General features: G+C 68.8%; 19 protein-coding genes, 2 tRNA genes and 1 other RNA gene. 7 read left to right on the plus strand and 15 right to left on the minus strand.

Annotated elements, in window-relative coordinates; translation table 11 throughout:
• The first annotated feature begins 9 nt into the window (after window positions 1–9).
• Window positions 10–903 (plus strand): acyl-CoA thioesterase, encoded by an 894-nt coding sequence (locus E6A26_RS11285; RefSeq protein ID WP_136611304.1) that lies wholly within the window; start codon window positions 10–12, stop codon window positions 901–903.
• A 120-nt stretch (window positions 904–1,023) separates the two neighbouring features.
• Here the strand turns inward: E6A26_RS11285 and ettA are convergent, their stop codons facing one another.
• From ettA to E6A26_RS11305, 4 genes are all read right to left on the minus strand, one after another.
• The gene (ettA, locus tag E6A26_RS11290) at window positions 1,024–2,706 is read right to left on the minus strand and encodes an energy-dependent translational throttle protein EttA (protein WP_136611305.1); all 1,683 of its coding nucleotides are present in this window, start codon (window positions 2,704–2,706) and stop codon (window positions 1,024–1,026) included.
• Window positions 2,707–2,780: 74 nt separating this feature from the next.
• On the minus strand, window positions 2,781–3,620 hold the full coding sequence (locus E6A26_RS11295; RefSeq protein WP_136611306.1) for a sugar phosphate isomerase/epimerase family protein: 840 nt from the start codon (window positions 3,618–3,620) through the stop codon (window positions 2,781–2,783).
• Window positions 3,617–4,852, minus strand: coding sequence for a dihydrodipicolinate synthase family protein (locus E6A26_RS11300; protein WP_136611307.1), 1,236 nt, complete (start codon window positions 4,850–4,852; stop codon window positions 3,617–3,619). Before E6A26_RS11300 ends, E6A26_RS11295 begins: the two co-directional genes overlap by 4 nt.
• Window positions 4,849–5,985, minus strand: coding sequence for a Gfo/Idh/MocA family protein (locus tag E6A26_RS11305; RefSeq protein WP_407695382.1), 1,137 nt, complete (start codon window positions 5,983–5,985; stop codon window positions 4,849–4,851). The genes E6A26_RS11300 and E6A26_RS11305 overlap by 4 nt, the downstream gene beginning before the upstream one ends.
• A 204-nt stretch (window positions 5,986–6,189) precedes the next feature.
• Here E6A26_RS11305 and E6A26_RS11310 point away from each other — a divergent pair, with 204 nt between their 5' ends.
• Entirely contained in the window at window positions 6,190–7,332 is a 1,143-nt protein-coding gene (locus E6A26_RS11310; protein ID WP_136611309.1) for a LacI family DNA-binding transcriptional regulator, read from the plus strand.
• A 136-nt stretch (window positions 7,333–7,468) separates the two neighbouring features.
• On the opposite strand, the gene E6A26_RS11315 is transcribed toward E6A26_RS11310, so the two are convergent.
• The 5 genes from E6A26_RS11315 to mptB (E6A26_RS11335) form a co-directional block, all read right to left on the minus strand.
• On the minus strand, window positions 7,469–8,083 hold the full coding sequence (locus E6A26_RS11315; RefSeq protein WP_136611310.1) for a class F sortase: 615 nt from the start codon (window positions 8,081–8,083) through the stop codon (window positions 7,469–7,471).
• Window positions 8,084–8,109: 26 nt separating this feature from the next.
• On the minus strand, window positions 8,110–10,233 hold the full coding sequence (locus E6A26_RS11320; protein WP_136611311.1) for a hypothetical protein: 2,124 nt from the start codon (window positions 10,231–10,233) through the stop codon (window positions 8,110–8,112).
• A gap of 233 nt (window positions 10,234–10,466) precedes the next feature.
• Window positions 10,467–11,078, minus strand: coding sequence for a single-stranded DNA-binding protein (locus E6A26_RS11325; protein ID WP_136611312.1), 612 nt, complete (start codon window positions 11,076–11,078; stop codon window positions 10,467–10,469).
• Window positions 11,079–11,483: 405 nt separating this feature from the next.
• A tRNA-Arg gene (locus E6A26_RS11330) sits at window positions 11,484–11,556 on the minus strand.
• Between the two features lie 30 nt (window positions 11,557–11,586).
• Window positions 11,587–13,119: a polyprenol phosphomannose-dependent alpha 1,6 mannosyltransferase MptB gene (gene mptB, locus E6A26_RS11335; RefSeq protein WP_136611313.1), complete on the minus strand. Its 1,533-nt coding sequence runs from the start codon at window positions 13,117–13,119 to the stop codon at window positions 11,587–11,589.
• Window positions 13,120–13,370: 251 nt separating this feature from the next.
• Between mptB (E6A26_RS11335) and E6A26_RS11340 the strand changes: the two genes are divergently transcribed.
• Window positions 13,371–14,615, plus strand: a complete 1,245-nt coding sequence (locus E6A26_RS11340; RefSeq protein ID WP_234865378.1) for a glycosyltransferase 87 family protein — start codon at window positions 13,371–13,373, stop codon at window positions 14,613–14,615.
• On the opposite strand, the gene mptB (E6A26_RS11345) is transcribed toward E6A26_RS11340, so the two are convergent.
• On the minus strand, window positions 14,588–16,147 hold the full coding sequence (mptB, locus tag E6A26_RS11345; RefSeq protein ID WP_136611314.1) for a polyprenol phosphomannose-dependent alpha 1,6 mannosyltransferase MptB: 1,560 nt from the start codon (window positions 16,145–16,147) through the stop codon (window positions 14,588–14,590). The genes E6A26_RS11340 and mptB (E6A26_RS11345) overlap by 28 nt on opposite strands.
• Window positions 16,148–16,242: 95 nt before the next feature.
• On the opposite strand from mptB (E6A26_RS11345), the gene orn reads away from it, so the two are divergent.
• The 3 genes from orn to def all read left to right on the plus strand — a co-directional run bounded on the left by orn (window position 16,243) and on the right by def (window position 17,771).
• Window positions 16,243–16,896, plus strand: coding sequence for an oligoribonuclease (gene orn, locus E6A26_RS11350; RefSeq protein WP_136611315.1), 654 nt, complete (start codon window positions 16,243–16,245; stop codon window positions 16,894–16,896).
• Window positions 16,897–17,027: 131 nt separating this feature from the next.
• Window positions 17,028–17,100, plus strand: a tRNA-His gene (locus E6A26_RS11355).
• Window positions 17,101–17,198: 98 nt separating this feature from the next.
• Window positions 17,199–17,771: a peptide deformylase gene (def, locus tag E6A26_RS11360; protein WP_136611316.1), complete on the plus strand. Its 573-nt coding sequence runs from the start codon at window positions 17,199–17,201 to the stop codon at window positions 17,769–17,771.
• Window positions 17,772–17,872: 101 nt separating this feature from the next.
• Here def and E6A26_RS11365 read toward each other — a convergent pair whose 3' ends face one another.
• The 3 genes from E6A26_RS11365 to rnpB form a co-directional block, all read right to left on the minus strand.
• Window positions 17,873–18,082, minus strand: coding sequence for a hypothetical protein (locus E6A26_RS11365; RefSeq protein ID WP_136611317.1), 210 nt, complete (start codon window positions 18,080–18,082; stop codon window positions 17,873–17,875).
• Window positions 18,083–18,115: 33 nt separating this feature from the next.
• The gene (locus E6A26_RS11370) at window positions 18,116–19,597 is read right to left on the minus strand and encodes a glyceraldehyde-3-phosphate dehydrogenase (protein WP_136611318.1); all 1,482 of its coding nucleotides are present in this window, start codon (window positions 19,595–19,597) and stop codon (window positions 18,116–18,118) included.
• Between the two features lie 242 nt (window positions 19,598–19,839).
• An RNA gene (gene rnpB / locus E6A26_RS11375) (RNase P RNA component class A) lies at window positions 19,840–20,229 on the minus strand.
• Between the two features lie 56 nt (window positions 20,230–20,285).
• Between rnpB and E6A26_RS11380 the strand changes: the two genes are divergently transcribed.
• Complete coding sequence (locus E6A26_RS11380; protein WP_136611319.1) at window positions 20,286–21,050, plus strand: YaaA family protein; 765 nt, start codon at window positions 20,286–20,288, stop codon at window positions 21,048–21,050.
• A gap of 19 nt (window positions 21,051–21,069) precedes the next feature.
• Here E6A26_RS11380 and E6A26_RS11385 read toward each other — a convergent pair whose 3' ends face one another.
• Together E6A26_RS11385 and E6A26_RS11390 are read right to left on the minus strand one after the other, a co-directional pair.
• A complete protein-coding gene (locus E6A26_RS11385) occupies window positions 21,070–21,804 on the minus strand; it encodes a zinc ribbon domain-containing protein (RefSeq protein WP_136611320.1) in 735 nt (244 codons plus the stop codon).
• A 43-nt stretch (window positions 21,805–21,847) separates the two neighbouring features.
• Window positions 21,848–22,807 (minus strand): Nif3-like dinuclear metal center hexameric protein, encoded by a 960-nt coding sequence (locus E6A26_RS11390; RefSeq protein ID WP_136611321.1) that lies wholly within the window; start codon window positions 22,805–22,807, stop codon window positions 21,848–21,850.
• Window positions 22,808–22,826: the final 19 nt, after the last annotated feature.

Genomic DNA, 22,826 nt, shown 5'->3' on the forward strand with positions numbered 1-22,826 from the left:
TGTCGTGCCATGACGTCGCCCGCCCGCCAGACCGGCCCCACGGACACCCTGCTCACCCTCCTGGACCTCGACAATCTGGGCGGAGCCCGGACAGACAAGGACGTGTTCGTCGGGCCCAGCGAGCGCCAGCCGCGGCACCGCGTCTTCGGCGGCCAGGTCCTCGCCCAATCGCTCATCGCCGCGGCGCGGACCGTTCCCGCGGACCGCGCGGTCCACTCGATGCACGGCTACTTCCTCCGCGCCGGCGACGCCGACAAGTCGATCACGTTCGGCGTCGAGCGGCTCCGCGACGGACGCTCGTTCTCGGCCCGCCAGGTCCATGCCTATCAGGACGGGCAGCCGATCCTCTCGATGATTGCCTCGTTCCAGACCGACGCGGTGGGGATTGACCACCAAACGGACATGCCCCAGGACGTTCCCGCCCCTGAGACGCTCCCGAGCACCGCCGACCTGCTCGGCAGCATCGACCACCCGATCGCCCAATACTGGGCGTTCGATCGGCCGTTCGACGTGCGGCATGTCGACTCCGCGCTCTACGTTTCCGCGAGCGGCGAGCAGGTGGCCCGCAACGCCGTGTGGATGAAGACGTTCGGCCCCATGCCCGACGACGAGCGGCTCCACCGCGCGGCCCTCGCCTATGCGAGCGACTACACGCTGCTCGAGCCCATCCTGCGTCGGCATGGGATCAGCTGGATCACCCCGGACATGAACGTCGCGAGCCTCGACCACGCGATGTGGTGGCACCGACCGGTGCGCGTCGACGAATGGCTCCTCTACGTCCAGGAGTCTCCGAGCGCCCACGGCGCCCGCGGACTCGGCGTCGGGCGGATCTTCACGCGCGACGGGGTCCACGTCGCCACTGTCGGCCAGGAGGGCATGGTGCGGCTCCCGGTCCTCCCCTAGGCCCGCAGTCAACCGACGACGGCGGAGGCCGGCCCCCGCGCTGGGAGCCGGCCTCCGCCGTCGTCGTTCGTCGCCTGGGCGCGCGTCGCCTGGGCGCGCGCCGCGCTCAGGCGTCCCTGGTTAGTCGCGCGTGAGCTTCCGGTGGGTGACCCGGTGGGGAGCCGCAGCGTCGGGACCGAGGCGCTCGATCTTGTTCTGCTCGTACGCCTCGAAGTTGCCCTCGAACCAGTACCACTTCGACTCGTCCTCGTCCGTGCCCTCGTAGGCGAGGATGTGGGTCGCGACGCGGTCGAGGAACCAGCGGTCGTGGGAGACCACGACGGCGCAGCCCGGGAACTCGAGCAGCGCGTTCTCGAGGCTCGCGAGCGTCTCGACGTCGAGGTCGTTGGTGGGCTCGTCGAGGAGCAGGAGGTTGCCGCCCTGCTTGAGCGTGAGCGCAAGGTTGAGGCGGTTGCGCTCGCCGCCCGAGAGGACGCCGGCCTTCTTCTGCTGGTCCGGGCCCTTGAAGCCGAACGCGGAGACATAGGCGCGGGAGGGCATCTCGACCTGGCCGACCTGAATGTGATCGAGGCCGTCGGAGACGACCTCCCACAGCGTCTTGTTCGGGTCGATGCCGCCGCGGCTCTGGTCGACGTAGGAGATCTTGACCGAGTCGCCGACCTTGAGGTCGCCGCCGTCGAGCGCCTCCATGCCGACGATCGTCTTGAACAGCGTCGTCTTGCCGACGCCGTTCGGGCCGATCACGCCGACGATGCCGTTGCGGGGCAGGGAGAACGACAGTCCGTCGATGAGGACCCGGTCGCCGAACCCCTTGCGGAGGTTCGAGGCTTCGATCACGAGCTGGCCGAGGCGCGGCCCCGGCGGGATCTGGATCTCCTCGAAGTCGAGCTTGCGCGTCCGCTCGGCCTCCGCCGCCATCTCCTCGTACTTCGCGAGACGGGCCTTCGACTTGGTCTGGCGTCCCTTCGCGTTCGAGCGCACCCACTCGAGTTCCTCGGCGAGGCGCTTGGCGAGCTTCACGTCCTTCTTGCCCTGGACTTCGAGGCGGGCTCGCTTCTTCTCGAGGTACGTCGAGTAGTTGCCCTCGTACGGGTAGAGCCGGCCGCGGTCGACCTCACAGATCCACTCCGCGACGTGGTCGAGGAAGTAGCGGTCGTGGGTCACCGCGAGGACGGCGCCGTGGTACTTCGCGAGGTGCTGCTCGAGCCACTGGACGCTCTCGGCGTCGAGGTGGTTCGTCGGCTCGTCAAGGAGCAGGAGGTCCGGCTTCTGCAGGAGCAGCTTGCAGAGGGCCACGCGCCGGCGCTCACCGCCCGAGAGGACGCGGACGTCCGCGTCAGGCGGCGGGCAGCGGAGCGCGTCCATGGCCTGCTCGAGCTGGGAGTCGAGGTCCCACGCATCGGCAGCGTCGATGGCCTCCTGGAGCTTGCCCATCTCCTCGAGGAGGGAGTCGTAGTCCGCGTCGGGGCTCGCCATCTCCTCCGAGATCGCGTTGAAGCGCTCGATCTTGGCGTGAATCTCCGCCACGCCCTCCTGGACGTTGCCGAGGACGGTCTTCTCCTCGTTGAGCGGCGGTTCCTGGAGCAGAATGCCGACGCTGTATCCCGGTGAGAGCCGGGCCTCACCGTTGGACGGGGTGTCGAGCCCCGCCATGATTTTGAGAATCGTCGACTTTCCCGCGCCGTTCGGGCCCACGACGCCGATCTTGGCACCGGGGAAGAACGACATGCTCACGTCGTCGAGGATCACCTTGTCGCCCACGGCCTTCCGGGCCTTGGTCATGGTGTAGATGAATTCCGCCATGGTCTCTAATCTATCGGCTCGCCCTGTCGAACTCACATCTCGTGCACCGTGCGGCCGCCCGGAAGGCCTCGGGGTTACGCGTAGGGAAGCACGAGCTCCGCGAACCGCTCCTTGAGCATGGCCAAAGTCTTGTCTCCGTCGGCGTCCCAGATCTCCTGGTTGAAGATCTCGACCTCGATCGGACCTGTGTAGCCCGCGTCGCGGACCCAGGACGTGATGGCGGTGAAGTCGATGACGCCGTCGCCCATCATCCCGCGGGAGAGCAAGGCATCGGCAGCGATCGGCAGGTTGAAGTCGCACACCTGGTAGGACGCGAGGCGCCCCTCGCGCCCTGCCCTCGCGATCTGCTCGCTGAGTGCTGGATCCCACCACACGTGGAACGTGTCGACGGCGACGGCCACGTCCTGCGGATCGAACGGCGCTGCGAGATCGAGGGCCTGGCCGAGCGTCGAGACGAGGGCACGGTCCGCCGCATACATCGGGTGCAGGGGTTCGAGGAGCAGCCGGACGCCGTGCTCGCGGGCGAACGGCGCGAGTTCGGCAAGACGGTCCGAGATGCGCGCACGCGCCGCGACAACGTCCCGCTTGCCGGCCGGAAGCCCGCCCACCACGAGGTACAGATCCCGTGTGCCGAGGGTCTCGGCTTCGAGGACCGCCTCGCGGTTGTCTGCGAGGGCGACGGCCTGCCCCTCGGCATCGGCGGCCGTCAGGAAGCCGCCGCGGCACAGCGACGAGACCTCAAGGCCCGCCGCCCGGATGAGGCGCGCCGCCTCGTCGAGGCCAGCCTCGTGCACGCGGTCCCGCCACGGCCCGATCGCGGGGATTCCCGCGCGGACGCAGCCGTCCACGGCCTCACGGAGGGTCCAGCGCTTGGTCGTGGCGGTGTTGAGCGACAGCCGCGAGAAGTCGGTCACTGGGCCACCCCGTTCACGCTCAGGAACGCCGCCATGCGCGACGCCGCGAGGACGGGGTCGCGCAGGAGGCCCGCCTGGTCGGCGAGCTCGAAGGTACGCGCCAGGTGGGTCACCGACCGCCCCGACTGCAGACCTCCCACCATCTGGAAGCCCGGCTGGTGCCCGTTGAGCCAGGCCAGGAAGGCGATGCCGGTCTTGTAGTAGAACGTCGGGGCGCTGAAGATGTGCCGGCCCAGCTCGCGCGTCGCGTCGAGCGCACTGCGCCCCTCGGTGGGACGCCCGGCGTCGAACGCCTGCAGCGCCGCGGACGCCGCCGGGTAGATCGCCGCAAAGATGCCCAGGAGAGCATCGGAGTGGCGCTCGCCGTCGCCCGCGATGAGCTCCGGATAGTTGAAGTCGTCGCCCGTGTAGAGCCGTACCCCTGCGGGAAGCGCAGCGCGCAGGGCCGTCTCGTGCTCGGCGTCGAGGAGAGAGACCTTCACGCCGTCGATCTTGTCGGCGTGCGCCGCGATGAGCTCGAGGAACGTGTTCGTTGCCGTGGCGACGTCCTCGCTCCCCCAGTAGCCCCTGAGGGCGGGATCGAACATCGTGCCGAGCCAGTGCAGGATGACGGGCTCCCGGGCCTCGTCGAGCAAGGCAGAGTACACGCGCAGGTAGTCGTCGGGGCCCGAAGCCGCCTTCGCCAGAGCGCGGGACGCCATGAGGATGGCCTTCGGGCCGGCATCCTCGACCGTGGCGAGCTGCTCACGGTACGCGTGGAATGCGCGCCGCACGCCCTCGGGCCCCTCCGGCACCGTGGCGAGGTCGAGCTGGTCGGTTCCGGCTCCGCACGCGACGAGATCCCGCACCGAGAGACCTGCCGTGGCGCCTTGCCCGGTCGCCGCGACGGCTCTCGCCTCGGCCCCGACCCGGCGGATGAGCTCGCGGGTCGCGGCCCAGTCCAGCCCCATGCCTCGCTGGGCGGTGTCCATCGCGTCGGCGATGCCGAGGCCGTACGACCACAGCTCGTGCCGGAATGCCAGCGTGCGCTCCCAGTCGAGGGATGCAGGCGTTCCGGGGGTGTTGTCGGCTCCGACTGGGGGAATGACGTGTGCGGCGGCGTACGCCTTCCGAGTGGCGAAGGGGGCCGACGGGCGTGCCCACTCGCGCGGGGCTGACAGCTCGTGCCGGCGGGTGCCGCCGTCGGCTGTCGGGAGTGCGACGCTGAGAGCCGAGGAGACTGTCTGGGTCACAGGACGATCTCCGGGATCTCGACGGTGCGGCGTTCGGCGCTGGACCGGAGGCCGAGTTCGGCGAGCTGGACGCCGCGAGCGGCAGAGAGGAGCCCATAGCGGTGTTCTCGTCCGGCCAGGACGTCGCGGAGGAATTCCTCCCACTGGAGCTTGAAGCCGTTGTCGAGCTCGCGATTCGCCGGGACGTCCTGCCACTGGTCGCGGAAGGACTCCGTCACCGGAAGGTCCGGGTTCCAGACCGGCATGGGCGTGTGCGCGCGGTGCTGCGCCACGCACTTCGTCAGGCCGGCGACGGCCGAGCCGTGCGTGCCGTCGACCTGGAACTCGACGAGCTCGTCGCGGTAGACGCGCACGGCCCACGAGGAGTTGATCTGGCCGACCACGGGGTCGCCGTCCGGCGTCTCGAGCTCGAAGATCCCATACGCGGCGTCGTCCGCGGTGGCCTCGTACTCGCGGCCCGCCTCGTCCCAGCGGGACGGGATGTGGGTGGCCGTGAGTGCGTTGACGCTCTTGACCTTGCCGATGATGCCCTCGAGGACGTAGTTCCAGTGGCAGAACATGTCTGTGGTCATCCCGCCGCCGTCCTCCTTGCGGTAGTTCCACGACGGACGCTGGGCCGGCTGGATCTCGCCCTCGAAGACCCAGTAGCCGAACTCGCCGCGGATCGAGAGGATGCGCCCGAAGAAGCCCTCGTCGACCAGGCGACGCAGCTTGACGAGCCCGGGAAGGTAGAGCTTGTCGTGCACGACGCCCGCAGTCACCCCCGTCTCCCGTCCTATCCGCGCAAGCTCGATTGCCTCCTCGAGCGACTCCGCCGTCGGCTTCTCCGTGAAGATGTGCTTGCCTGCCCGCATGGCCTTACGCAGTGTCTCGGCCCGCAGGCTCGTCATGGAGGCATCGAACACGATGTCCACGCTCGGGTCCGCGATGAGCGAATCAAGGTCGGTGGACCACTCTGCGATCTTGTGCAGCTCTGCCAGCTCGCGCAGCTTGGCCTCGTTGCGACCCACCAGGATCGGCTCGACCTGCACGCGGGTCCCGTCATCAAGGAGGAGCCCACCGGCATCCCGGAGCGGCAGAATCGAGCGCAGCAGATGCTGGCGATATCCCATCCGCCCGGTGATGCCGTTCATCGCGATTCTGAGGGTTCTGGTATCGGTGGCCACTGCCGCCTCCTTGCGTAGTCTCCGATGACCGGAGCGAGTGGTGGCGCTTTGCATGGTGGAAAGCGCATTCCGTCGCTTCAGTGTGCGGCACGGCACGATGCATTGGCAAGCGCATTCCCTCCGGAGGCCTTCAAGTGCCATAATCTGGCCAGAGAAAAGGGAGGAGACCCCATGGCAGCCGTGACGTTGAGCGAGGTGGCACGGGCGGCGGGAGTGTCCCCGGCCACCGCGTCGAGGGTCCTGAACGGGTCCTCCAGGATCCCGGGCGCAGACATCGCGGAGCGTGTCCGTGCGGCCGCGGCCGCCCTCGGATACATCGCCAACGCCCAGGCCCAGGCTCTGGCCAGATCGAGCTCGGGGCTCCTCGGGCTCATTGTGCACGACATCGCAGACCCCTATTTCTCGTCGATCGCGCGAGGCGTGCAGTCTGCCGCCCGCGAACTCGGGAAGACGCTCCTCCTGATCTGCACCGAGGGGACACCGGCCGAAGAGCGACTCGCCGTCGAGGCCTTCACCTCCCGGCGCACCGACGCCATCGTCCTCGCCGGCAGCCGCTCGTCGCGTCCCGAGGACGATGCGGACAACGCGGCGCTCCTGCGCGAGTCCGAGCGATACCTCGCGAACGGCGGGCGACTTGTCCTCGTGGGCCACGATCTCATCGACTCCCGCGCCGACGCGGGGAGGTCCCCTGACGACCGCTCCACCCGCACGGCCGACGGATCGAGCGACCGGTCGGGCGACGCAGTGGGCTTTGCCCGGGTCGACGCGCCGTCCTCCCACCTCGTCATCGACATTCCGAACGAGACCCTCGCCGTCGACCTCGCGCAGTCCCTCGCGCGTCTCGGGCACCAGCGGTTCGCCGTCATCGCGGGGCCCGAGGGCCTCATGACGTCGGACCTGCGCCTCGCAGGGTTCCAGCGGGGCTTGAGGAATGCCGGGCTCGCGCCCGCGGAGGTGACGCGCGCCGCGTTCAACCGGGACGGCGGCTTCAAGGCCGGCCTCTCCCTCGAGGCGGGCGTCCGGGCCGCGGCCTCCGAGGGTTCGCGGCTGTGCATCTTCGCCGTCAACGACCGCATGGCCATGGGAGTGGTCGCGGCGCTGAGGCAACAGGGGCTCGAAGCACCCACCAGCTATACGGTCGCGGGCTTCGACGACATCCCCACGCTCGAGGACTTCTTCCCAGGCCTCACCACAGTGCGCCTTCCGCTCGAGGACATTGGGCGGACGGCCGCAGAAGCCGCCCTGATCGACGCCCACCGCGTTCCAGTGGGGGGCGGCGTGGTGCTGCGCGACAGCACCGGGAGTCCGGCCTAGGCCGAGATCCCCGCGACTGGCGGGGTCGGGACCCCGGGACTGCCTTGCCCGAGATCCCGGGCCTCGCGAGAGCGCCCAGAACCCGAAGCGACACCACGGGGAACCGGCACCGCCGGGAGCGACGTCGCGGGGTCTCTTACGGCCACGGGACCGCGGTGGCGACCGTGTTGTCTGTGTATTGGACGATGCCGCCGATCGCGCTGAGTGGGCTGTTCTGATCACACGTCATCAGAATGAGCTGTGCGGGGCCGTCTGCGTCGAAGGTGGCCGGCGAGAGGGCAGTCTTGGGCGAGTTCTGGAGTCGAACGACCCGATAGCGGTACTCCACGCCGAGCGTATCCGTGACGAAGACCGGCGAGCCGATGGCAACGCGGGCCAGCCCCGCCATGGGCGCCAGGGATCCATTCGCGAAGTTGACATGTCCCGCCACGACCGTTGAGCCGCGCTCGGCGCCAAGCGGGGCGGTCCGAACGTACCGGGCAACGTGTGGCGGGTCCGGGAGGACGAGATAGCCGTCGCGATCCGTGGTGTCCACGACAGAGGCACGAAGCCCTACGTCGGGAACCCGGATCGTCGACGCGGACGATTCCGGGTCGGCAGCGCCGTGATTCGGTTCGGCGCGAACGGCGCCGGGACTGCTCGGGGTTGGCCCAGACGGGAGACCGGGAACCATGAAGGCGAGGGCTATGAGAGCGGCCCCGAAGACCCCGAGGCACACGGCGGCACCGGTGGTGAACCGATGCCGCCGCACGCGCTTCAGGCTTGCTCTTCGCACGTCTACCGAACCGACTCGCGGCTCTCCGCCCGGCGGCGAAGCGCAGCGGACACGCCCAGGTACGCGGCTACGAGCACGGACGCCGCGCCCGCGACGCCGAGGGGCACCATGGGGCCACCGAGCCCGGCATCAGCGGACCCTGCCGGCGATCCGACGTTGCCGGCGTTCACGAGGGGCCCGCTAACGTCGGCCGGTGCCGCGGGTTTGCCCGGTGATGGCGCGGCCGCCGGATGTCCAGAGGAGGGCGGTGCCGCGGGTGGGCTCGGGGAGAACGCGATGACGGTTTCCCCCTGCTCTCCGCAGGCGCCGGTGTGAAGGATCGCCTCCTTCCCGTCGACGATGACCTTCAGCGTCTCGACATAGCCGTACGTCCCGGGGCGTTCGATCGTGTGGGTCGGGTAGGTCACCGAACTCGCGCCCGGCAGTACGTCCAGCCAATCCGAGGCATAGGACGGGTCGGCACAGACCGCTCGCGCGGAGCCATCAGTCGAATCACCGAACTTGTACTGCTCCACCTTGGTCACGGTCTTCACACCCGGACCGGACGGAATGGTGCCGGTGACCTTGCCCTTGTCCCGCGATTCGACCGGCACGGTTCCGTTGCCAGAGGCTTCCGTCGTGATGGTCGGCTTTTCAAGGACGGTCGTCTCCGCCGGAACGAGGTACTTGCCCTGCCAGGCATCAGTAGTCTCAGTGGCCTCGATGCTCTCGTGCCAGCTCAGGCAAGCTCCCTTTCCTGCGGCCCAGAGATCGACGACCTTCGCCCACGGCACGGCCAGCGGCGCGGTGGTCACGGTTCCGTCGCCCGCGACCTGGGTCGTGACCCTCCCGGCAATCTGTGCGTCTGCCGGAGGCGAGTCTGCGCCCTCCCCCGCGGCACATTCGCTGGTCAGGATGAGTTCGGACACGACACTGAGGCGCTGGCCCGGATAGCTCCCGGAGACCGTGAATGCATCGGCGATGGTGCCGTTGCTGATCTCGCCCGTCTTCGTCACCACCCGCGGCGTGTACTTCACGACGGACTGCTCGCCGGGGTCGTTGAATCCCGCAGACCAGTCCGCAACGAAGTGGTGCCGACGATCAACAGGCTGGTTCGCCACGGCAAACCGCGCGATCGGATAGTAGAACCCGGCCTGATCCACCCTCGGGCCCCGGATAATGAGGTCACCCGGCGCGTCAGCGACAGCAGAGGCCGTGCCCAGTGAGGCCCCTCCCTCTGGCGCCGAGTGCCCGGGCTCCTGCGCGCTCGGGTAGTAGAACCACTCGACGTCGAAGCGCGCGCCCACACCCGGGATCCAATCGGCCCCACGGCCTGCCGTCGTCACGTGAAGCACGTCCGTGAGCAGGCCTCCGACGTTGACATACTTGGGCGCGCTCGATCCCGCCTTCGGCTGGAATGTGCCCCAGATGTCGACGCTCTTCGCCGAGCCGGACACGGCCGTTGGAGCCGCTGCCGCTAGCTGGGTCTGGTTCCCGGGGCTCGAGAACTGCCGCAGTGAGGAGCCAATGGGGCTGCTGGTCTGCGAGACGGAGATGCTGCCGCCACCGTTGACCACGTGGAACGTGGGCGCGTCACCGGAGGTCCCGGTGTACGTGTCTGTCCCCGTGGAATCGAAGACCGCGTTGCCGCTGAGCGTGAGCTTGACGGGGATCGAAATATTGCCCGATGCCCCGACTACGTGCGTATCGACCACCGCTCCGGTCCCCGAGGGTCCCGATTGGATGGCCGGAGACGTCCGGTACGAACCCGTGTAGGGGGCCGAGGCCTCCCACATCCGCTGGGCCTCGGCGAGCGTCGCCGAACCGGATGGCGTGGCGTTGAGGATCTTGAGGACTCGGTCTTGGGTGTTCGTGAAGAAGACGTGGATCATGTCCTGCACCGCTGCGTCTCCGGCGGGGCTCTTCCCGCCGAACGTCGAGATGACCCAGGCGACGCGGGCCGCGCCTTGGGACGTGAGCGATTCCTCGGTCCACGGCCCGGCCGAGCCGAAGGCGGTCCCGTACAGCGAGCAGAACGTTCGGAGCGGGCTTCCAGAAGCTGGATCCTTGATCCACATGCTGCCTAGCGAGGCGTTGAACACCGAGCCTTGCGGGCCCGAGTCGTTGTAGGTGAGCCCGCTGGCCACGCCGTTCTCCCCCGATGGGATCGCCCCGCCGGGGTGAGCGTAATCGTAGGGAGCGGGCGGCGCCGCGTGCGCCGGGGGCGCAAGAGCCAGCAACCCGAGAGCTGCGGCGAGCACCGCAGCAGTCCGGCCAGCGGCCCTCGGGCCCGGGACAGTCAACTGGACACCGGAAGGCGTGCGAAACAGGCGCCGAAGAAGTCGCATGGGGCCTCCAGAGCTCATGGGCCGACGATCCGTCACGCGGACATCAGCTGGCGGTCAGCGGAAGGTCCGGACTCGGACTCGTCACCCAGCTTTGGTCCCATCCCGTCAGCGTCCCCAGGGCGCCCGTCCTCGCCGTCGTCCGCCTCCTCGCTTCCCGGACTCGACGGGTCGCCGCCGATCTTCTCGCCGTCATAGCCCTCCATCGGTACCTCACCGGTCTGGAGGTCCACCACGCCAACTCCGTCCACGGCCACCCGTTGGGCCGACGGCTCCGCCCGCTGGGCGTCCTGCTGCGTGCGCGAGAATTTTGCGGAGCCCCAATGGAGGTCGTGCCCCACGGACTCGGCCTCGACCTCAGCCGAGTGATAGATCCGGCCGTCCTTTTCCCATTGCTTGAGGCGCAGGCGGCCCACGACGATGACCCGCTGCCCCTTCTTGAGACTCCCGCACATGTTGCTGGCCAGCTGCCGGAACCCCACGACCGTGAACCAGTTGGTGTGGCCGTCCACCCAGGTGCTCGACTCCCGGTCGAAGCGCCTGTCGGTCGCCGCGAGCCGGAAGCTCGAGACGATGTCCCCGCCATTCGTCGTATTCGTCCTCGGGTCCGTCGCGACGAATCCCCGCACCGTGACGATCTCGCTCATCACTGCCTCCCTCTGCTTTCGGTATCCCCTGACGGGCTGCGCCCTGGGCATTTCCAGCGTCAGCTGCCGCTGGCAGGAGGGACCACCGCCTCAATGCGGCATGTGGAAGACACGCCGAGCCGGGTTGTGGGGAGGGGAAACGGAGGGCGCGAGCGGTCCTCGTCGAGTGACGCGCCAAAGGGGGCGGAGGGACGAGCCAAAGGGGGCGAGTGACGAGTCAAGGGATCGAGGGACGAGCCAATGTGGTCGAGCTACGCGCCAAAGGATCCAGAGACGATGCACACGAAGGGACGCCTTGGCCCTGAGCGACCACGAACAAAGCAAAGACGCCCCCGGTCCGAAGACCGGGGGCGTCCCCGACGTCCAAACTCACCCGCGATGGATGGCCCGACTCGTCGCACAAAGCGCCCCAGGAGGGAGTCGAACCCCCGACCAGAGGATTAGAAGGCCCCTGCTCTATCCGCTGAGCTACTGGGGCGGGCGCAGCGCGCTGGCTAACCCAGCAAGTCTAACGCGCAGTCCGGGGACGACCGATCCTCAGGCCGGGAGCAAAGAGCACCCGTGTCTTCCAGTCCCACAGCATCATGTACGCGACGAACGCGACGCTCAGCACGATGGCAACCGCCCTCACCACGACGATCGGGATCCACTCGAAGACGTCGAGCTGATCGGTCAGCGCGATCACGGTGAAGAACAGGGTCGCGACGTAGTAGAACCGCAGATAGCGCCCCTCGCTCACGCCGACCAGGGCGAAGAACGCCATGAGCCAGGTCACGTACCACGGCTGGATCATCGCCGCAGTCACCACGACAGCGGTGAACGCGAGCGCCATGCGGAGCATGATCTTCTCGCTGCTCCCCTTGACCACGAACCACGCCGCGAGGGCGATCCCTACAACGCGTCCGATCGCCTTGACGACCTCTGCCACGACGTCGGCGGGTCCGTTGAAGAGCTGGATCACTGCGCCCGCGGTGGCCGCGAGGAGGCCGAACGGCGCAAACCAGATCCAGACCGTCCCCGACGTCGTCATCGCGGGAAGCCAGCCGAACCAGAAGCCCGTGGCGGCCCCGGCGAGCGTCAGGAGACCGCCCGAGATCGCGGCGGTTGCCGCCCAGGACGCGATCTTCCGGCCCCATCCGGCGCGCTGGCCAGCCCAGATGAGCCCGATGAACGGGAGCGCGATGAGCGTGATCGGCTTGATCCCGATCGAGAGCGTCGCCAGGACGACGGCGGAAATCGGCTTCCCGCGGACGGCCGCCAGCAGCCCGACGAGCAGGAGGCCCAGCATGAGCGAATCGTTGTGGATGCTCGCAATGAAGTTGATGACGAAGAGCGGATTGACGACCGTGAGCCACAGCGTCCTGGACGGATCGAGTCCGTAGTGCCGGGCGAGACCGATCACGGCCACCGCGCAGAGCGCGACCCCGGCCACGGCCGCGATGCGGAACAGGAGGAAGGCAACTTCGAGGTTTCCCCCGCTGAGCCACACGACACCCTGCTCGATCCAGAGGAAGAGCGGTCCGTACGGCGTCGGCGCCTCGGTCCACAGCGAGTCGGGGCCGAGGTTGTGGTAGTTGTTCAGCGCCGAGATGCCGTTAACGTACGGATCGAGGTCAGCCATCATCAGGCGTCCCTGCCCGATATAGGCGTACACGTCGCGGCTGAAGAGCGGGAACGTGACGAGAAGCGGAGCACACCACAGGGCCGCGATCCGGCACAGCACCCCGGGCGAGACGGCGTTCCACTCCCCCACGCGCTGTCCGAGGCGGAGCCATGCCCGCACGAGCAGGAGGCCGCCGAAGACCACGAGCACTGTGCAGACGACGACGATGATCGGGTTGTCTCGGAGCACGATGAAGAAGGGGACGCGGATAAGCGATGAGCCGCTCGCCATCCAGCCCACGCCCAAGCCGCCTACTGCCATGCAGAGCGACGCAATGGCCCCTTGCCACACGGCAACGCGGCCACCGCCGGGAAGATCCGCGATCTTCCGCGCGTCGCTGAAGGCGCTCAGGCTGCTGCCAGCCGGGGGCTGAGGCATCAGAGTCCCTACTGTCAATGTCAATGAGTGCGCCGGGCGGCAGCGGCGCGCTGAACCCTCGGCGTGACGTCTTATCGATGCTATCAGCAGGGTCTGAGCGCCTCGGCGGCGAGGTCTCCCGCGGGAGCCCGCTGATAGACTGGCGGGCGGCTGCGCACGCCCTTCGCGGCCCGTGATACGCCGAGGAGACCGTCATTTCCATCGAGACCCCCCGCCCCGCGGACCGCAAGAGCCAGGACAGGCGGAGCGAGGTGACGCGGTGGCTCCTGACGCCGCGCGGCCTGCTCACGGGCTTCCTCGTGGTTCACCTCGGCTACCTCGTTTTCATGTCCGTCTTCGTCTTCCAAGGCCAAGCGTTCAGCGACACGAACATCTACCGTGACTGGTCCGCTGCGGGGTTCCCGCAGGACCTCCAGCCGTCCCCCTGGGTCTATCCGATCGCCGGGCTCCTCCCGATCTGGATCTCCGGGCTCGCGGGCCCAGGGCCGTTCCTCATCCTGTGGGTCCTTCTGACGTCGATCCTCAACGGCGTGGCGCTCGGCATCCTGAGCGGCTGGGGAAGAAAGCCTGACGGCGTGCGGGCGGCGTGGTGGTGGCTCCTCTTCATCGCAATCATGGGCGTTCTCGGCTTCGCCAGGGTCGACGGCGTCACGGCGCCGATCGTCCTCATGGGCCTGAGCCTCGGCGTCGCGAGCCCGTTCGCCTCCGCCGCCATCCTCGCGTTCGCGACGTGGATGAAGGTGTGGCCTGCCGCCGCATTGGTGCCGCTCTTCGCCGTCGTCCGCGACCGCTGGAAGGTGATCGCGGGCGGCGCCGTGGTCACGGCGGCCGTCACGGCGATCGCCGCGGCCCTGGGGGTGCTCCCCCATCTGCTCGACTTCCTGACGACGCAGGGCTCGCGCGGCATGCAGCTCGAGGCCACTTTCACCACCCCCTGGCTCTGGATGTCCGTGCTGGGGATTGGCGGCGCCCGCATGTACATGAACACCGAGATCAACTCGATGCAGGTGGACGGCCCGGGCAGCACCATCGCGTCGGCGCTCATGCAGCCTCTGTTCGTGCTGATCGCCCTTGCCGTGGCCCTCGTGATCTTCTGGGCGCTCCACCAAGGCAAGAAGCGCGGCCACGAGGACCGCGCCGAGCTCCTCCTCGCTGGCGCCCTCACGATGGTGAGCGCGTTCATCGTCTTCAACAAGGTGGGCTCGCCGCAGTTCATGGTGTGGCTCGGCCCCGTCGTGGCGCTCGGACTCGCACAGGACCGCCTCGCGTGGCGCGTGCCGGCCCGACTCCTCCTCGCGGTCGCGGTCGCGACCTTCGTGATCTACCCGCTCTTCTACGACGCACTGAGCCACAACAACCCGATCATGGCGTTCGTGCTCTCGGTGCGTAACGTCCTGCTCGTCGTCCTGTTCGTGTGGGCGGCCATCCGCCTCGTCCGGCTGGGCCGCAAGGGCGCGCCGGCCGTCGATCAGGAGCTGCGCGACGCCAAGTCCTGACGGCGCGCGGGCCGTTCGAACACGAGCCTCCGCGTCTTCGGGTCGATGAGCACGAGGTAGGCGAGGAACGCGAGCGAGGTGACGCCCGCGAGCAGCTCAGGCGCGATCGGCACGTCGACGAACGTGAACACGTAGAGCTGGTCCTGCGCCCCGAACACCACGAAGAACACGACCGTGAGGTACCACAGGCGGATCTCCCAGTTGTCGCGGATCCCGGTCACCGCGAGGAACGGGATGAACCACAGGACATACCACGGCTGGATGATCGGCCCGAGCACCACGATGAACATGAACGCGAGGCCGAGGCGGCGGACCACCTTGCGGCCGTCGCCTCGCAGGATGAACCAGGCGGCGAGGCCCACGCCGATCCACTTCACGACCGTCCGGAAGCCCTCGGCGATCCGGCCACCGTCGAGCCCCACGAGGCTCGTGATGGACGCCACGATGTTGCTCAGGAACCCTGACGGCGTATAGGCGATGAAGCCAGGCGTCGGGTCGACGATCGCATTGACCCACCCGAAGCCGAGTCCGTACACGAGCGCGCTCACGGCGAAGAGCGCAAGGCTGATGAGGCCGGTCGCGGCCCAGCACAGGATCCGGCGCAGCCACGTGGCTCCGGGGCCCGCCCAGAGGAGCCCGATGAAGGGGAGGACGACGGCGGTGATCGGCTTGACACCGATGGACGCCGTGGTGAGCACGATCCCCGCGAGCCAATTGCCGTTCGCCGCGTAATAGACACCGGCGACGGCGAGCCCGATCATGAGCGCCTCGTTGTGGGCGCTCGCGATGCAGCTGATGAGGAACAGCGGGTTCGCGACGGAAAGCCAGACGGCCCGCGCACCGTCCACGCCGTGCAGCCGCGCGAGCTTGAAGCCGTAATACGCGCAGAGCGCGACGCCGACCAGCGCGAGCACGCGGAAGAGCAGCACCGAAGGATCCGGCTGGCCGCCCGTGATCAGCACGACGAGGCGCTCAAGCCACAGGAAGTACGGACCATACGGCGTCCGGGTCCCGGCCCAGGACGGATCGGTGCCGAGCTCGAGCCAGTTGTTGAGCGTTGAGATGCCCGTCGTGTATGGGTTCAGCCCGGCCGCCATGAGTCGCCCCTGGCCCGCGTACGCGTAGACGTCGCGCGAGTAGATCGGCACGCAGAACATGAGGGGCAACCCCCACAGCGCCACGGCGAGGGCGACCGGACGGATGGTCCCGGGCCCCCAATAGCGCAGCCTCTGGCCGAGACGCAGCCATGAGCGGGTCATGAGCATGGCGCCGAACACGAGCGCGAGGATGCAGCTTGTCACGCCCCACGTCTCGGTGCGCAGCGAGATGAACACCGGATTGCGCATGAGCGGCGAGGCGTCGGCGAGCCGGCCGACGCCGAAAGACCCGAACACCATGAGAAGCGAGCCAGCGAATCCCTGGGCGATGGCCCAGTGCGGCGGCAGATTGATACCGATGGGCGGAAGCGCCGTCCACAGCGACTTCAGCCACTCGAGAATCCTCCCGGGTAGCCCAAGGCGCTGAGTGGACACGAATCACCCCTTCGATCAGTGCGGGAGAGGCCCAGTCTAGCATCGGGGCCCGGCACCAAACGGGCCGCGACGAGGGCCTCGGGTACATTGGCAGGGTGTCAAACCATGCTGAACGCATCGTCTGGATCGACTGCGAAATGACGGGCCTCGATATCGGCCGCGACGCCCTCATCGAGGTCGCCGTCCTCGTGACCGATTCGGAGCTCACCGTCCTGGGCGACGGGGTCGACGTCGTCATTCGTCCCTCCGAGGAAGCCCTCACGGGCATGAACGACTTTGTGCGCCAGATGCACACGTCGTCGAAGCTCCTCGACGAACTGCCGAAGGGCATGACCCTCGAGGCGGCTCAGGCCGAGGTCATGGCGTATATCCGCCAGTGGGTTCCCGAGCCGAACAGGGCCCAGCTCGGAGGAAACTCCGTGGGCACTGACCGGATGTTCCTCGCGCGGGACATGCCTGAGGTCGTCGCGCACCTCCACTACCGCATCATCGACGTCTCGACGATCAAGGAGCTCGCGAGGCGCTGGTACCCGCGCGCCTACTTCCAGGCTCCGGCGAAGACCGGTGGCCACCGCGCGCTCGGCGACATCCGCGACTCGATCGACGAGCTGCGCTACTACCGCGAGGCCGTGTTCGTCCCCGCCCCGGGGCCGGATTCGGCCACGGCCCAGGAGATCTCGGCCCGGATTTCGGGCGGGATCGCGGCTCGCGCCGACGGAACGCCCGCAGAGTCGACCACGGACGTGTGACCTGCGCCGCAGGGCTCGAAAAAGTCCCGGCAACCCCGCAGAATTGGCAAAAGCACTCGTGAACAGCGGGTAGACTAGTTGTCGTTGCCGGCGCAGGCGGAGGGAAATCCTCGTGTTCTGGCGGCGCCATGGTGGGTATAGCTCAGTTGGCAGAGCGTCTGGTTGTGGTCCAGAAGGTCGCGGGTTCAAACCCCGTTACTCACCCCGAAGTCGGGACCATCCCGCGCAAGAGGCCGCACGGTTCGCCGTGCGGCCTCTCGCGTTGGGAAACCCACTGATTCCGCACGAGCATGAGGGAGCACATGACCGTCCATCCCGTGACCATCTGGGGCGAGCCCGTGCTGCACCGCCGGGCCGTCGAGGTCGCAGAGTTCGACGACGCGCTGCGTGAGCTCATCGCCGACATGCACGAGACGAACGACGCCGCCAACGGCGTCGGGCTCGCGGCTCCCCAGATCGGCGTGGGCTTGAGGATCTTCGTGTACAAATACGAGAACGACGACGGCGTGGCCCCCCGGGGCGTCCTGGTGAACCCGCGCCTCACGCTCTCGAAGGTCCCGGGCACCGCCCCGGATCCCGAGGAGGACGAGGAGGGCTGCCTCTCCTTCCCGGGTGAGAGCTATCCCCTCAAGCGGGCCGAGTGGGCACGCGTTCAGGGCTTCGATGGCGACGGCGCGCCTCTCGACTTCGTGGCAACGGGCTGGTTCGCCCGCGTCATGCAGCACGAGTACGACCACCTCGACGGCAAGCTCTACGTCGACAAACTCCCCGACCGCTACGCGCGCAAGGCCAAGAAGGCGGCCAAGCAGCACGGCTGGGGCGTCCCGGGCCTCACGTGGACGCCGGGGGTCGACCCGGACCCCTTCGGCCACTGACGGGTTCTCCTCAGAGCCACCGACTCAGCGCCACAGACTTCCTCGAGCACGGCGAAGGGCGCCGCACCCCAGGTGCGGCGCCCTTCGCCGTCGTTCGTCCGCTACTGTTCCTTCGTCACCCGGAGGAGGTCCTCCTCGGCGATGCGGAGCAGTTCTTCGAGCTGCGCGACCCGCTCGGGTGTCACCTCGCCGACCGCGAGCTTGGCCCTCGCATGGTCCAGGAGGAGCCGCGCCTGTTTGGCGTTCGCCGTGGCCACGTCGAGTGCGTGTTCGAGGGTGCTCTCGTGCTCAGTTGCTTCCATATCCTGCATCTTGCTCCGCGTCAGGAGGCTAATCCAGTGACATCACCGAGTTGTTGCCAAAAGGACATCGGCGCCGCCAACGGCCTCCGACTTGGCCGGGAATGACGGCGCGTTGACGCCCGCCATCTCCTCGAGCACGCGGACCACCTGGCAGCTGTAGCCGAATTCGTTGTCGTACCAGACGTAGAGGACGAGGTTCCGCCCCGTGCTGATCGTCGCGAGCCCATCGACGATTCCCGCGCGCCGCGAGCCGACGAAGTCCGTGGAGACGACCTCCGGCGAGGCAATGTAGTCGATCTGCTTCCGCAGGTCCGAGTGGAGTGAGAGGTCGCGCAGGTACGCGTTGACCTCGTCCTTCGGGGCCTCGCGCTCGAGGCTGAGGTTGAGGATCGCCATCGAGACGTCCGGCGTGGGGACGCGGATCGCGTTGCCCGTGAGCTTGCCCGCGAGCTCCGGGAGAGCCTTCGCGACGGCCTTCGCCGCACCAGTCTCGGTCAGCACCATGTTGAGCGCTGCGGACCGGCCGCGCCGATCGCCCTTGTGGAAATTGTCGGTCAGGTTCTGGTCGTTCGTGAACGAGTGGACGGTCTCGACGTGCCCGTGCACCACGCCGTACTTGTCGTTGATCGCCTTGAGGACGGGAGTGATCGCGTTCGTCGTGCACGAGGCGGCCGTGACGATGCGGTCCTGAGCCGTGATGTCGCCGTGGTTGATGCCGTGGACGATGTTCGGCAGTCCGCCCTTGCCGGGCGCCGTGAGCAGGACGCGCGAGACGCCGGTGCTCTCGAGGTGCTGGGACAGCCCGGCCTCGTCGCGCCACCGGCCGGTGTTGTCGACGACGATCGCGTCCTTGATGCCGTACCGCGTGTAGTCGACGGTCGCCGGGTTGTCCGAGTAGATGACGTGGATGAGCGTGCCGTTGGCGAGGATCGTGTTGTTCGCCTCGTCCACGGTGATGGTCCCCTCGAACGGGCCGTGAACGGAGTCGCGGCGCAGGAGGCTTGCGCGCTTCACGAGGTCCTTGTCGGAGCCCTTGCGCACCACGATCGCGCGCAGGCGCAAGCCGTGGCCGCCGCCGGCGTGCTCGATGAGGATGCGGGCCACGAGCCGTCCGATGCGGCCGAAGCCGTAGAGCACCACGTCGGTGCTGGGGCGAGGATCGGCGCCATGCTGTCCCACGAGGTCCGCGAGCTCCGCGCGGAGGAACTCGTCGAGAGTGCGCCCCGCGCCTTCGCCCCGGAACTTCTCGTTGAGGCGGGCGATGTCGACGCTGGCGGCGCCGAGCTGAAGCGAGACGAGGGTCCGCAGGATCGGGAGCGTCTCCTCGAGGGCGAGCTCCTCGCTGTCGATCTGCCGCGCCCAGCGGTGGGCCTTGAGGAGGCCGACCACGGACTGGTTGATGAGGCTGCGGCCGTGGACCGAGGTCACGACGTTGTTTTCGCGGTAGAGGCGCCCGATCAGCGGAATCATCTCTTCCGCCGCGGCCTCGCGGCCGATCCACGTAGCGAGGGCGGTATCCGTCATGCTCACACAGGTGCCTTTCTCTGCAGTGTCGCGCACGCCGTCGTGCGCTGGCCCCGCGCCTGGTGCCGGCGCGGGACACAAAAGAGCCGGCACTGCGATCGCAGAGCCGGCTCCAGAACATCCACGTTCACCATCAATTCTACGGGCGGGGCGGGGCCGACGGCCGGCGAGGGCTGTGAAGTCACTCACAGACTCTCATTTCGCAGCAGCCGCGACCACGGCTCCCCACAGGGCGCCCAAGGGGGATGGGACAACCGATACGCCGGGTTCTGTTCTCCCCCGCCGTTGCCGGCGCGGGAGCGACGGCCATCCATCTCGGGACGCCGTTGCCGACGCCCTCCAGCGGCCTACCCGGGCGCTCGGGCGAGCAGCCCTCGATCGCGCCCTGTCTGGCCTTGCTCCGAGTGGGGTTTACCGAGCCTCCCCGGTCACCCGGGGAGCTGGTGGTCTCTTACACCACCGTTTCACCCTTACCGCCGCGCCCTGCCTCACGGCGCGGTCACGGCGGCGGTCTGCTTTCTGTGGCACTGTCCTGCGGGTTGCCCCGAGTGGGCGTTACCCACCACCCTGCTCTGCGGAGCCCGGACGTTCCTCGAGCCACTTGCGTGGCGCGCGGCCGTCTGGTTGTCCCATCCGCCTCTCAGTGTACCGGCGAAGCGGAGGGCGCCCGGGCCGATAGGATTCCGTGGTGCTCATCCTGCTGCCGCCCTCCGAGGGCAAGACCCCCGCGGGCGGGGGCGCCGCCGTCGACCTCGCCACTCTGAGCTTCCCCGGGCTCGAGGCACACCGACGGCTCGTCATGGAGCGCCTCGCGGAGGTGAGCGGGCGGCACGATGCGCTCGAGGCTCTCGGCGTCGGCGCCTCGCTGACGGACGACGTCGACCGGAACCGGCGGCTCCACACGGAACCGGCGGCCCCGGCGCACCGGGTCTACTCGGGGGTCCTCTACGAGGCGCTCGGCTACGCGTCCCTTACGCCCGCGCAGCGCCGCAAGGCGGACGCCTGGATCGTAGTGGTCTCGGCGCTGTGGGGTGCGGTCGGCTTCGCGGACGCCGTACCGGCGTACCGGCTGTCGATGTCCACGGCGCTGCCCGGCCTCGGCCGGCTCGCGTCGTTCTGGAAGCCGCTCCTGCGGGACGCCCTCGCAGAACGCTCGGCCGAGGGCCTCGTGGTGGACTGCCGCTCGAGCACGTACGCCGCGGCGTACGCCCCGCCCCCGGAACGCACGGTGACCGTGGACGTCCTGACCGAACGGAACGGGAAGCGGACGGTCGTGAGCCACTTCGCAAAGCACCACCGCGGCGAATTCGTGCGGCACCTGCTCACACGGCGGGGCAAGGCGCCCGGCACGCCCGCCGCGCTGCTCGCGGCGGCAAACGAGCGCTGGACTGCAGAGCTGGCCGAGGGCACGGCGCGCAGGCCCCACTCCCTCACGCTCATCCTGGAGGGCTAAGACCCGGCGCTCGCGTGCGTCAGCTCCATTCGGGCGAGCGCACCAGGATGCAGCCCGAGTCTGGGCAGAACACGATCTCATCCTCGGAGGCCGCGCGGATGGTCGCGAGGTCCCCCGGGCTCAGGGCCATGCCCGAGCCCTCAGACGTCCCGTGGAACAGCCGCGCCGCCCCCACGCCGCGGCGCGCGAGAGTCTTCTCGTACACCCCGACGAGGCTGACGTCGACGCCCGCCACATAGTCGGCTCGCTCGCGCGACACCGCGGTGCGTTCCTCGGCGACGGCCGCCAGCTCCGCGTCGATTTCGGCCCGGAGCCCGGCCTCGTGGGAAAGGGCCGAGGCCTTTGCCTCGGCGGCGGCGGACTGCTGGGAGCGCAACGCCTCGAGCCGCTCGAGGATCTCGAGCTCGGTGTCCTCGAGGTCCGACTTCCGCGCGGTGAGCCCTGCGATGTCCTGCTGGAGCGCCTGCAGGTCCTTCGACAGGCCACCCGCGTAGAGCCGGGCCTCGTCCTTCTGGATGCGGGCCGTGATCTGCTCGACGTTCTGCTCGACCTTGCTGAGCTCGGCCTCCGCGGACTGAACCGCGTGGTTCGCCTCGTGCGCCGCGTGGGCCGCCTCCGCAACCGCCGTAGCCGCCGGGCCCAGCCGCGGATCCGATTCGAGGGCCCTTCGCCGCACGTCGAGGGAGTGCAGCTTCGCGTCGAGGGCCTGAAGGCCCAGCAACTTGAGCTGTTCAGCGGCGGGGGCCTTCGGCATGGTTCCTCCTGGACGTCGTCGGCGTGCGTTCGTGGCTGCGACTCTATCCCTCGGTCGGCGTCAGGATGAAGTCCCAGGGGTCGGTGTTCACGGTCGAGACCCGCACGTCCACGGCATGGCCCTGGTCCCGGAGCACGTTGTCGAGGGCCTGCGCGGCCGCGGGGAGCCACAGCCACTCGCTCGCGAAGTGGCTCACGTCGATGAGGTACGGGCGCCCGTCGGGGGTGGCCTCACGCGCCTCCGAAGCCGGATGGTGCCGGAGGTCTGCGGTGACGTAGACGTCGGCGCCGGCGGCGCGGACGCTCTCGAAGAGGCTGTCCCCCGCTCCCCCGCACACCGCGACGCGGCGCACGAGCCCGTCCCGGTCGCCCGAGACACGCACTCCCCCGGCGACGGCCGGCAGGAGGCCGAACAGCGTCTCCGCGAAGTCCGCGAGGCTCGTGAGCTCCGCGAGGTCCCCGACCCGGCCGATGCCCTCCTCGGGCAGGCCGTTGGCGGCCTTGGTGAGCGGCTCGACGTTGTCGAGGCCGAGGGCGTCCGCGAGGACGTCGGAGACGCCGCCCACGGCGCTGTCGCCGTTCGTGTGGACCGTGAGCAGGGCCGTCCCCGACTCGATGAGCCGATGGACCGCGCGGCCCTTGGGCGTATTGGCCGCGACCGTGTGGACACCGCGCAGGAGCAGCGGGTGGTGGGTCACGAGGAGGTCCGCTCCCCAGTTGGTGGCCTCTTCGATGACCTCGAGCACGGGGTCGACCGCGAAGAGGATCTTCGTGACCTCTTGGGTGGGGCGGCCCGTGACGAGGCCGACGGCGTCCCACTCCTCGGCGAGCGACTCGGGCCACAGCTCCTCCACGGCGAGGAGCACCTGGGCGAGGGACGCAGCGCCAGCCGTGGCGGCCCCGTCGTCCGTGGTGTCGGTCGCGCCCTCAGCGGGCGACGGCTCTGCGGCCTCGTTCGGCTCGTCGGAGCTGGCGGATTCAGGCGTGCGGCGTCCCTCAGACACTAGGCGCAATCCTCTCTCG

It is taken from the genome of Sinomonas albida (assembly GCF_004919045.1).
Classification (GTDB): domain Bacteria; phylum Actinomycetota; class Actinomycetes; order Actinomycetales; family Micrococcaceae; genus Sinomonas; species Sinomonas albida.